Annotated in this window: 10 protein-coding genes; 2 read left to right on the top strand and 8 right to left on the bottom strand. The window is 71.4% G+C overall.

Translation table 11 applies throughout. The annotated features are described in order from the left end of the window. From AWZ10_RS42070 to AWZ10_RS42055, 4 genes are all read right to left on the bottom strand, one after another. Positions 1 to 943: beta/alpha barrel domain-containing protein (locus AWZ10_RS42070; RefSeq protein ID WP_482258131.1), on the bottom strand; the 943-nt coding region annotated here is incomplete at its 3' end. A gap of 133 nt (positions 944 to 1076) precedes the next feature. After that, a complete protein-coding gene (locus AWZ10_RS42065) occupies positions 1077 to 1682 on the bottom strand; it encodes a nuclear transport factor 2 family protein (protein ID WP_159058556.1) in 606 nt (201 codons plus the stop codon). A gap of 58 nt (positions 1683 to 1740) precedes the next feature. Then, complete coding sequence (locus AWZ10_RS42060) at positions 1741 to 2625, bottom strand: SCO6745 family protein (protein WP_060893750.1); 885 nt, start codon at positions 2623 to 2625, stop codon at positions 1741 to 1743. Then, positions 2622 to 3875, bottom strand: coding sequence for an acyl-CoA dehydrogenase family protein (locus AWZ10_RS42055; RefSeq protein WP_060893749.1), 1254 nt, complete (start codon positions 3873 to 3875; stop codon positions 2622 to 2624). The genes AWZ10_RS42060 and AWZ10_RS42055 overlap by 4 nt, the downstream gene beginning before the upstream one ends. A 1107-nt stretch (positions 3876 to 4982) precedes the next feature. Here AWZ10_RS42055 and AWZ10_RS53255 point away from each other — a divergent pair. Further along, a complete protein-coding gene (locus AWZ10_RS53255; protein WP_205576430.1) occupies positions 4983 to 5483 on the top strand; it encodes a hypothetical protein in 501 nt (166 codons plus the stop codon). A 525-nt stretch (positions 5484 to 6008) separates the two neighbouring features. Then, positions 6009 to 6458: a hypothetical protein gene (locus tag AWZ10_RS42045; RefSeq protein WP_046710061.1), complete on the top strand. Its 450-nt coding sequence runs from the start codon at positions 6009 to 6011 to the stop codon at positions 6456 to 6458. Positions 6459 to 6564: 106 nt separating this feature from the next. Here AWZ10_RS42045 and AWZ10_RS49365 read toward each other — a convergent pair whose 3' ends face one another. The 4 genes from AWZ10_RS49365 to AWZ10_RS42025 form a co-directional block, all read right to left on the bottom strand. Beyond that, positions 6565 to 7398 carry an IS5 family transposase gene (locus AWZ10_RS49365; RefSeq protein WP_079104662.1) on the bottom strand — a complete coding sequence of 278 codons (834 nt, stop codon included), beginning with the start codon at positions 7396 to 7398 and terminating at the stop codon, positions 6565 to 6567. After that, positions 7347 to 7583 carry a hypothetical protein gene (locus AWZ10_RS52690; RefSeq protein ID WP_167366041.1) on the bottom strand — a complete coding sequence of 79 codons (237 nt, stop codon included), beginning with the start codon at positions 7581 to 7583 and terminating at the stop codon, positions 7347 to 7349. Before AWZ10_RS52690 ends, AWZ10_RS49365 begins: the two co-directional genes overlap by 52 nt. Before the next feature lie 198 nt (positions 7584 to 7781). Further along, positions 7782 to 9344, bottom strand: coding sequence for a mucoidy inhibitor MuiA family protein (locus tag AWZ10_RS42030; RefSeq protein ID WP_060893745.1), 1563 nt, complete (start codon positions 9342 to 9344; stop codon positions 7782 to 7784). Between the two features lie 8 nt (positions 9345 to 9352). Beyond that, a partial coding sequence (locus AWZ10_RS42025; protein WP_159058555.1) for a DUF4139 domain-containing protein occupies positions 9353 to 10223 on the bottom strand: 871 nt, incomplete at its 5' end.

Genomic DNA, 10223 nt, shown 5'->3' with positions numbered 1-10223 from the left:
CGCCCACGCGCGGCGGCACCCGGTAGCCGTGCCGCGCCGCGAGTTCGGCGCGCATCGCGAGCAGGACGGGCAGGAGCACGCCCAGCGGCCGGTTGTCGGTGTGGCCGCCGCTGTCGGCCTCCACGGTGAGATCCTCGGCCACGGGCACATGGGCCGCGAGGTCGGCCTCCCGTTCGGTGATCTCGCCGCGCTCCACGAGGGCACGCAGGATGCCAGGCGGGGCGGGCGACAGGAACTGTTCGGCCACCTCCGGCCGCGACACCTTCGCGAAGATCCGGGTGCGCCGGACGATCACGCCCGACGGGTCGGTGGCCAGTCCCGCCACGGCGCAGCGAACCACCGCGGGAGTGAGTGCCATGAACGCGGACGCCGACACGGCGGGCACGCCCCGGGTGACGAGGAGGCCCGCCACCCGCTCCTCCAACTCCGGTTCCTGCGGGGAGTGGATCAGGTTGACTCCCCAGTTGCGTCGGTCGCCGAGCTGCGCCGCGAGGGCCGTCACGGCCTGTTCGACGGACCGGTGGTCCAGTCCGCCGGCGCCGAAGAACCCCATGAGATCGGCCCGGGCCAGCGCGACGACCATCCGGGTGGTCGCGATGCCGTTGGCCATCTCACCGCCCACGTAGGGGAATCGGACCCCGTGGGCGGTGCAGAACGAGGGATCGCCCAGCCACTCCGGGTAGAGCGGCGGCAGCGTGCCGAGGACCTGGTGCAGACCGTCGGCGGCCAGCCGGGTCCGGGCGGACTCGCTGCCGGGAGCCAGGCCCATCCGGCCGCTGGATCGTTCCCGCACGAGGTGCGCGGCTTCTCTGATGCGGTGCGCGCGCCGCACCAGTGCGTCACCCGCGAAGTCGGGGGCCCACGCGTCGATCGGCGCGGTGGCGGCGACGCCTCCGCCCGGAGCGGGTGCGCGGCTTTCGGTGGGCAGACTCTCTGCAACCATGTTCCGTCCTTCGCCGGCATGGGTCGTTCCGCCGCGGCGCGCCGGTGGCAGCCGCGGTGCTGGGGAGTGAGCGGGGGGCCCGCGCCGACCTGGGGGAGCGATACTGGGCGGCGCGGGCGGTCGTGGGGCGGCCCTAAGGGCCGGAGGAGGAACGGAGGACGCGGTCCTCGGTCCAGTCGATGGTCAGCTCCCGGCGTGCGAAGAGCCAGGAACCGCTGGCACGGCGGTAGGTGTCGCGGTAACGGATGGACCGGACGCGCATCCGGTCCGGCCCGTCGGCGGGGTAGATCTCGTGCGCCAGGCAGTACGTCTCGCCGGTCGCGCCGTCCCCGGCGAGCCGGACCAGGTGGTTGCCGACGAAGTGCGTGGTGACACGGCACGGCTCCAGGACTGCCAGCGCCCTGGCCCAGCCGTCGCGCCCGTCGAGGACGAGGGGTGCCCGACCGCTGCCGGCCGGCCGTACGAGCACCAGCTCACCCCCCTCGTCGAACAGCGACGCGAACAGCTCCGCCATCCGCCGGTCGAGGGCGTGCGCGTACGTGTCGACGAGCTGCCGCAGATCCATCCGGTCCCGCAGGTCTCGCAGATCCCGCAGGTCCTGCCCGCCGTCCGCGAGGACGACGGGGGCGCCCGGCGCACGTGCGCCGAGGGGGTCGGTGGAGCCACCCGGGAGAGGATCGCCCAGTTCGGTCGGGTCGCTCGGGACGTGGGGAGGGCCGAGGTCGGTCAGGTCTGTCACGTGCTCCACCAAGCGGGTTGGGGGCGTCGTCCTGGGTGGTACCTGCGCGGTACCCGGGTCAGCTGTCGAAGGGGTCCGAGGGCTCCGTGGGTACGGACAGCGGCAGCCGGAGCCCGTCGATGACGCGTTCGCCGATCGGCCGGAGCAGGGCGTGGAGCCGACGGGTGCCCGCCGGGCCCAGGGCGTTCCAGGGCGCCGCGGCGAACCGGTCGGTGAGCTCCTCCACCGTGTTCCGGGCGACTCGGCCCTCGAGGGTGAGCTGCCCGTCGGCGTCCAGCAGCCCGCGGTCGCGCAGCCTTCGCTCGCCCTGGGCCCACTCCTCGTCGGTCCAGCCGCGCCGGGCCTGGATGTCCTTCCGGACCTCGCCGCCGGCCGCGGTGATGCTCACCAGCGCCTCGACACCGTCGAATCCGGCGTGCGTCAGCGCGGCGACATGCCCGTCGCCGCGGAACTCCCGCAGCGTGGTCGCCGCCTGCCACAGCGCCAGATGCGCTGCCGTGGGCGGTTCCAGGGCGGCGTTCGCTCCGCCGAGCGGCCGTCCAGGCACGGTGCACGCCCCGGCGGCGTCCGTCGCGAGTGACGCTGCCTCGGCGAGTTCCGGCCCGTCGACCACGTCGCCCAGTACCGCACGCAGCGCCGCGTCCACTCCGGCCAGCCGCGCGGCCAGCACCTTCTCGGGCGCCGCCGTCTCCCACACCGCCGGGACCGCCGCGGCGACCAGACTCGGCCGGAAGTGATAGAAGGCGGCGGTGACCACGGGCGCGGTGACCGCGCCGAGCGGTGCCGCGCGTCCGCCGAAGTAGCCACGCCAGGTGCCGCTCAAGCCGACGCCCCGGAACGCCTCGTAGACCTGGGGCGCGTAGTACAGCACCGCGTGGTAGGGCTCCAGGACGTCGTGCACCACTCGCGCGGGGTCCCGGCGCGCCACGGCCGGCGCGCTCATCGCCAGGCTCCTTCGAGGAGCGCCTCGCCGGCGTCGTCCGCGGACACCGCCGTGGCTGCCGGGTCCGGCGCGTCCGGGGCCGCGGCCGGGAAGTGCAGCAGCCCAGGCAGCCCCCGTTTGTCGATCTCGTTGGCGATCATCAGCCGCTGGACCTCGGAGGTGCCCATCCAGATCCGGTCGACGCGCACATCACGGTAGAGACGCTCCACCGGGTTGTCCCGGATGAATCCGCGCCCTCCGAAGATCTGCACCGCCCTGTCCACGACCCGTCCGGCGGCCTCCGTGGCCGACACCTTGGCCATGGCCACCTTCGCGTTGAGTGTCTTGGGGTCCCCGCCCTGGTCGATGTCCCACGCGACGCGGTGGACCAGCATGCGGTTGACGGCGATGTCCGTCGCGGAGTCCGCCAGCATCGCCTGGATCAACTGGTGCTTGATGATGGGCTTTCCGCCCTGCACCCGCTCACGCGCCCAGTCCGCGGCCAGCCGCAGGGCACGCTCGGCGGCACCCACCGCGTGTGCCGCGACCAGTACCCGTTCCTCGAAGAACGTCGCCTGGACCAGCGCCAGTCCGTCGCCCACCGACCCCAGGACGGCGTCCTCGCCGACCTCGACGCCGTCGAGCGAGAAGTGCGGGTGCTCGAAGGCGAAGTTGTGGGAGTAGCGCGGCGTTTCGAGGAGCCGTACACCGGGCGTGTCCTTGTCGACGAGGAACATCGTCGGCGCGCCGTCGGGCTGCACCACCGCCAGCACGATCAGGTAGTCGGCCACATCGCCCATGGTCACGAACCACTTCTCGCCCGTGATGCGGTACCCGCCGGGCCTGCGTTCCGCGACGGTCGCGATCCGCCGGGGATCGGAGCCCGCCTCGGGTTCGGTGATGGCCCGGGCCCCGAACCGCTCGCCGCGGTTCTCCGGGAACAGATAGCGTTCCCGCTGCTCGGGGGTCGAGGCCAGCAGCGCCGCGGCGGTGGGGCGCCACACCGCCGCCCACAGACCGTTGGTGAGTGTCCCCAACTCCTCTTCCACGGTGACCTGTTCGGTCCAGCTCAGCCCCGCGCCGCCCCACTCGACGGGCGCGTTCATCGCCTGCAGACCGCTGTCCAGCACGATCCGGCGCAGGGCGTCACGGCTCTCGGGGCCGAGGCCGCCCGCCATCTCGCACTCGTCCTCGTAGGCCTCGATCTTCTGAGCGAGAGCGACAGCGCTTTCCTTGAGCCGGACGAGACGCGGTGAATAGGAGAAATCCATCGGGAGTGCCTCTCTGGGCGTGCGAACGCGCTTGTGCACAGTGGCTGTACGGGGATGCAGTGCCTCGGGTCGGAGAGCAGTGCCTCGGGTCGGAGAGGGGGGCGGCGCGGGTCTCGCGCCTCGGCCCTTGGAACGTGTCGGAACGTGAGGGGGACCGACCGGCCCAGCCCTTGAACGGAGTTCCCGGCGAGAGTCTTCACCTGGGGAACGAGCGATGGTTCGGGTACGCCGTGCGTCCTGGCCGGGGCCGGGTCACACAGCCTTTCAACAGGTCCCAGCATGACCGCAACCCGTCCCGCCCGGCTACCCCCGCATGAGGGTGAGCGGAACGCGGCATTCGACAAGGAAGAGCCGAGGGCCGGCATCCGGAGAAGGATCCGAGCTCGCTCGTACGCGCCGTCGAGGAGTTGCACCATGCCCGACAGCTCTGGCTCGCCGATGAACGTGCCTACGCCTGCAGTCGCCGAGCGGACGAAGCGCGTGGCTTTCGGCAGGTGAAGGCAGACGAGTTGTGGCGAGACCGGCAGCGTGGGTGGGGGAACATCGCCCACTGTCCCGAGCCGGCAATCCATCCTGACGAGCCGCTGCCAGTGGTCGTCGAGCGGGTGCTCCGGTCGTCGGTCCCGCCCGATGAAGCTCCTGCCCTGACGTGCCGTGTATACGGGAAGCTGGGACAACACCAGAGCCTGGCACGACGGCGTCCACCGGATCCATCAGCTGTGCAGGGAATGTGGGGTCAGCCTCGCGGTGCGGCGGGCCGACGCGCCCGACCCGCTGTCGGCGGCCGATCACACCCGCCGATGGAAGGAGATCTGGAGGCTGCGCAACGAATCTCCTCGTAACCCGAACCGAGTCGGGTGTGGCTCCGCTGTGGCGAGCTGGTGATGCCGTGCGCCGTTGCCGTTCGTGGGCGGACGGTGGATCGTCGTGCTCCAGGGACGTCGTCGTCTTGGAGTCGGCGATGGTGTCGTGGCTGGAGGAACTCGGGCGAGGGGCGTCCGTCAAGGCGCATCAAGCCCAGGGGCGACTGGTTTCGCGCAGGGGCGGAGTGAGCAACAGCTTGGACTCGTGTTCCCTGGCCGGTCTGGGCACCGGCATGCTCGGGTCATGGGGAGGCGCGACGGAGTGCGGAGTGGAACGGCCGGAGGGTGTCTGTTCAACGGTTGTCTGGCTGTGCTCGTGCTGCTTCTTGTATGTGTCATCCGACTGTGGATCTGGGCGGCCACGGCGGATGACCGCGCCGAGGGAGCGGCCCGCGCTGATATGCGGAGGGGTGTTGAGACTCGCCAGGAAAAGCTCGTCGGGGCGGCGGCCGACGGTGTGCTGGACGACAGCGAGATCGCTCGGGTTTTCCCTCAGGGAAAGCCGGCTCAGGGCCTGGTCAGGATCGAGCGGCGCGGTCCTGATGTCATAGTGACGGCAGAGCTACTGGGCGTCGGGCCGGGGGTCTTCCTCACCAGCGAGACTCTTGTGAACGGGTGCTTCACCTTCACCGTCACACCGGACTGGCGCGGCCATCGGAGGCCTGAGGTCACTATCAGGGAACTGGCCGTGGACAACGAGCCGCGGTCCGCGTGTTCAACGCCAGGAGTGTCGTCTGAGCAGTGAGTGAGCCCCGATGTCGAGCAGGGCTTCGGCCGCCCGCCCCGCACCTTCGCCGAATGGGCTGCGCGCAACGTCGCAGCCTTCGAACAAGGAGGTTGCGCAGGTAAGTGTGTGCTCCTGGACGGCGGTTCGGGCGTTCGTCCCAGCGGGTGGCTGCCCATGTCGGACCTTGGAACAGGTGTTCACGGTGGTGGGCGAACTGGTGGCCGCCAACGCCAACCAGCGGTACGGAGCGGGGGCGGTACTGGCAGCCAGTCAGGGCAGCCGTGACGGTCCCGCCGGCGAAACCGGCGAAACCGGCGAACCGGGGGGACCGTGGGACCGTCACGGAGGTCCGGACTAGGGGCTGTCCGATGGGTCGTGTGAGCTGATCAGGGCCGTGGCTTAGGCACAGATGAGCTTCTCCGAAGGCGCCGTCGTCGGGCTCGCTGGCACTGAGAGCTCGTCGCCAATCCGCCCACCTTGGCTGCGTCGGTCGGTTGAGGAATTTGGTTGCGGTGGATCAGGCGGATGCGGTGATACTCCGGCATGAGTAGAGACGCCGAGGTCATCGTCCTCGCCCGCTGGTCGGACGAGGTGATGGAACCGCTGACCCAGGACGACCCGGAACGCACGTGGCGAGGTCGCTTCGTCCCGATAGCGGGGCACTGGGGCTACGAGTTCGGGTGGGCCCTGGAGTTCGAGAAAATGCGTGCCCGCAAGGGCCTGCTCAGGCACCTGGAGTCGCTGCCGTGGCCGCATCCGCATACGGTGCAAGTTCTGCTTCGCGACCAGGACGACGACTGCTTCGGGCTATGGATGTTCCAGGAGGGCCGGCTGGTGGAAGTCACCATTCCGCGCACCGAGCGTTTCCACCAGCCGGCACCGCCCCATGAGGACTTCGAAACCGACCCGGGCATGCTGCTGCGCACCGACCAAAACACGGCTCTGCCCGAACAGACCCCGGAAGCACGCCGCGACACCCGCTCACCCTGGTAGACCGAGTTCGACAGCTCAGCTTGGGACGTCAGGGCTGTCGACGCGCGCCTACTCAGCGAACTGCGCCACCACTACCCAGGTGCCGACAAGCTCTGAACGAGGCGTTTCACCGCGGACGGAGCCATGGGCGGATCGCGGCCACGGTGACCGTCCCGTGGAAGACGTACGCCCGTTTGTCGAAGCGCGTGGCGACGGCTCGGAAGTTCTTGAGGCGGTTGATGGTCCGCTCGACCTCGTTGCGGCGGCGGAAGATCGTCTTGTCGAAGCCTGTGGGCCGGCCTCCTTGGCTGCCGCGGCGCCGGCGGTTGGCCCGCTGGTCTCTCGGCTCGGGGATCGTGTGTCTGATCTGGCGTCTGCGCAGGTGACGCCGATTACGGCGTGCTGAGTACGCCTTATCTCCCCCCACATGGTCGGGCCGAGTGCGCGGTCGTCCACCAGCCTGCCGGGGCAGACGGATCTCTTCCAGGACGGGAATCATCTGCGGTGCGTCCCCCCACTGGCCGGGCGTGATGACAGACCCGAGCGGGCGACACCCACCTTCCCCAGCAAGGTGGATCTTGCTCGTGAGCCCGCCTCGCGAGCGTCCCAGGGCCTCATCGGGACGGTGACGCGCCGGGCTCCTGCGCCGACCCGGGATTTTCGGGGCACGGGTGGAGGCACCAGCCGCGTGCTGATGAGCCCGGCAGGTCGTGGAATCGACGCTGACCATGCTCCAGTCGATCCGTCCCTCGGCATCGGCGTCGGCCTGGACGGCGCGCAGGATCCTCTCCCACGTGCCGTCCGCCGACCACCTGCGATGACGATCGTGAACCGTCTTCCAGCTACCGAAGCAGGGAGGCAGGTCCCGCCAGGGGAGACCGGTCCGCTGCCGGAACAGAATCCCGTTGATCACACGGCGGTGGGATTGCCAGCGTCCACCCCGCGCGCGATTCGTCGGCAAGTGCGGCTCCGGTCGAGCCCACTCTTCGTCCGAAAGATCTCCCCGGTCGAGGGCGGACCGTGGCTTCTGGTGTGCTTCTCCAGGGCCACCGCCGCCCTGACTTCCAACAGGGCTGCTGCGATGGAGTCCGGCTCGCTCTGGACGGCGCGTTCGGCCCGAAGTTCGGAGTTCTTCAGCAGCGCCACCAGGAGCAGGGTCACCGCCGACGAGGCCGGGCTCGGAGCGCGCTGCCGCCGTAGGCGCGGTTGCCGCGTCGCGACGACCGGTGAACCGCACCTGTTCCTCGCTCAGGCCCTACCGGTAGACGCACGACATGCCGGCGAAAGGGGCGGACCACCACTCGACCAGGCCGGCGTCAGCAGGCGGGCAACGGCCTGCCACGCTCAGAGCCCGGTGACCTTGGCGCTCGCCGACAACTCGTAGACCAGGGTGACTGTGCGGCGGCTGTCGGGCGGGAGAGGGATGTCCCAGCGGGCGATGCCCTCGGCGTCGACCACGTCGGGCGCCGGGGAACACGCATCCCGGTGCAGGCGGATCTCGACCGCCGAGACCTCGGAGACCGGGATCCGCTCCCGAAGGACGACGAGCCGCTCGCCGTGCTCCCCGGGGGCGGAGAACCGGGACAGGTGCAGCCGGACCGTGCGGGTGACCACGGTCCGCTGGGTGATCCCGGCGGAGTCGCGGGACTCCTCGGCGTGCCGGGCCACCCGGTAGTCGTCGCGGCTGCCGAAGGCCAGCTCGACGGGGGCGCCCAGGGCGGTGAAGTCCAGCGTGCCGCGGCCGCTGAAACCGCTGCCACGGACCAGGTCCACGGGCCCGGCCAGCAGCGCGTGGCCGGACAGGTTGTCGAACCGCACCACCTGGGTGACCAGCGGCGACACCTCGGGTGAGCAGGCGTACTCGCTGCTCGCGGCCGTGGTGAACACGGAGAGCGGTACCCGGTGGGCGCGGCCGTCTCCCGGCACGGAGACCGGCGCGGGGGATCTCAGCACCCGCGCCTCGCCGCCGTCGTCCACGCCGGGCAGGCCGAGCACCGGGGCCGGGCCGAGGTCCCCGATCTCCTCCTCGCGCAGTTCGACGTCGACCGTGCGGCGCTCCGCCGCGGAGCGGTCCTCGAGCGTCAGCCGGTCCTCGCCCAGCCGCGGCGGATCGCCGGCCAGCGCCGAGCGAGCCGTCGACAAGGTCAGCCGTACGTCCGACCAGTCCTCACCGGTGCGCTGCCAGACCATCGCATCGGTCTCCAGCGTCAGGGAGTCCCCGTCGAGCACGGCACGGTAGGCGGGCCGCCACAGCGCGCACGGGGTGAGGTGGCTCAGGCGCAGCCCGACCGGCCCGGCGACCGCGGCCTCCACGGTCAACTCGACATGGCCGACCAGCTCGGCGGGCATCTCCTCGGAGAGGTCCAGGGCCCGCTGGGCTTCGTCGAGTTCGGCAGCGAGCGCGGCCAGCCGGGCCTCCACGGTGCGCAGTTGCTCGCCGTGCGCGTCGCGCTCGTCGTCCACCCGGTCCAGTTCGCGGGCCCAGCGGGGCCGTTCGCTCTCCCCGGAGCCGGCGCCCTCACCGATCTCCCGCAGCAGATCGGTGGCGAGGCGGCCGAGCAGGCCGAGACGGGCGTGCAGCCGGTCGCGTCGCTGTCCCAGAGCCAGCCGCTCCTCTTCGAGGCTGTCGACACGGCGGCGCAGGGCGGAGTCGTCGTCGGTGGACGTCAGTGGTCCGCGCGGCGTCCAGCTGCGGACGATCCGCGCGTCGAGCACGGTCGCGGCGTGATCGGCGGTCAGCTCGGCATGGAGGGTCCGGTCGACGGCCAGCGCGCTGACCGGCCCGAGACGCAGCCGCTGGACCCCCGCCTCCAGGTCGAGCACGGTGGCGCGTTCGATGTGGGCGCGATCCTCCAGGCACGTGACGGCGGTGACGGGGAGGGCGATCGGCTTCGGGGCCGTGGACATGGCGTGTGTCAGCTCCTGCGGTTGCCGCCGGCCAGGGCCTTGCCGGTCGGGATGCGGATCTCGTAGCCGCCGTCGAGGGCGGCAGTGGAGCCTGCGGGCAGGTCCACGCGCCAGACGCGGGTGCCCGGCGCGTGGTGATCGGGCCCCGTGCCTTCCTCGGGTGTCGTCCAGTCGGCTCGTTCGTCGATCCGGACGCCCGGTTCGGAGGTGACCGGCACTCGCTCGCGGACCTCGACGGTGACGGGCCCCGCGAGCCGGTTGGCCAGCTCCACGTGGACGCGGTGGTCGAGCACGGTGGTGTTGTTGCGCAGGCCCGAGGTCGACTCGTGAAGGTTCGTACGACGGGTGACCCGGATGCCCTCGGCCGGCCCGAGGCCCACCCGGCGGACACCGCCGGGGGCGAGCGTGGGCAGTGCGGCGGTCAGCAGGAAGTCGTCGTCGACGGTGACCTCCACCGGTCCGGCCAGCAGTGCCTGGTCGGTCGCGTTGGAGAGCACCAACGTCGCGTACACGGTCTGCTCCACGGACGGCACGCAGAGGTACTCGGTGCGCAGGCCGACCGGGATCTCGCCGACGGTGACGGTGTGCCAGGTGCCGTCCGACGGAATGTCGGCGCGGGCGGTGGCATCGAAGCGGTGGTCGAAGGAACCCGCCGACTCCCGGGGCCGTACGGCCTGTCCGGGCAGCGGCAGCGCGGCCACCGCTTCGGCGCGGCGGCGGTACTCGGCCGCCACCGGGTCGTAGGGAGAGTCGGGAAACAGCCGGCCTCTGCGACCGCCGTACTCGTCGGGGCCGCACAGGACGAGGGCGGCGTAGTCGAGCTCGGCGTCGCTCGGCTGCGGCGGACCGGCCACCGGTGCCGGTGCCGGAGGCGTTGGC

Origin of the sequence: Streptomyces europaeiscabiei, assembly GCF_001550375.1 — a bacterium.
GTDB classification, from domain to species: domain Bacteria; phylum Actinomycetota; class Actinomycetes; order Streptomycetales; family Streptomycetaceae; genus Streptomyces; species Streptomyces europaeiscabiei.
This window is presented reverse-complemented; position numbering and strand designations above follow the sequence as displayed.

Excerpts from the sequence above, each read along its gene's own strand:
- AWZ10_RS42060 (WP_060893750.1), bottom strand. The coding sequence starts at position 2,625 with ATGAGCGCGCCGGCCGTGGCGCGCCGGGACCCCGCGCGAGTGGTGCAC.
- AWZ10_RS42055 (WP_060893749.1), bottom strand. The coding sequence starts at position 3,875 with ATGGATTTCTCCTATTCACCGCGTCTCGTCCGGCTCAAGGAAAGCGCT.
- AWZ10_RS53255 (WP_205576430.1), top strand. The coding sequence starts at position 4,983 with ATGGGGAGGCGCGACGGAGTGCGGAGTGGAACGGCCGGAGGGTGTCTG.
- AWZ10_RS42045 (WP_046710061.1), top strand. The coding sequence starts at position 6,009 with ATGAGTAGAGACGCCGAGGTCATCGTCCTCGCCCGCTGGTCGGACGAG.
- AWZ10_RS42030 (WP_060893745.1), bottom strand. The coding sequence starts at position 9,344 with ATGTCCACGGCCCCGAAGCCGATCGCCCTCCCCGTCACCGCCGTCACG.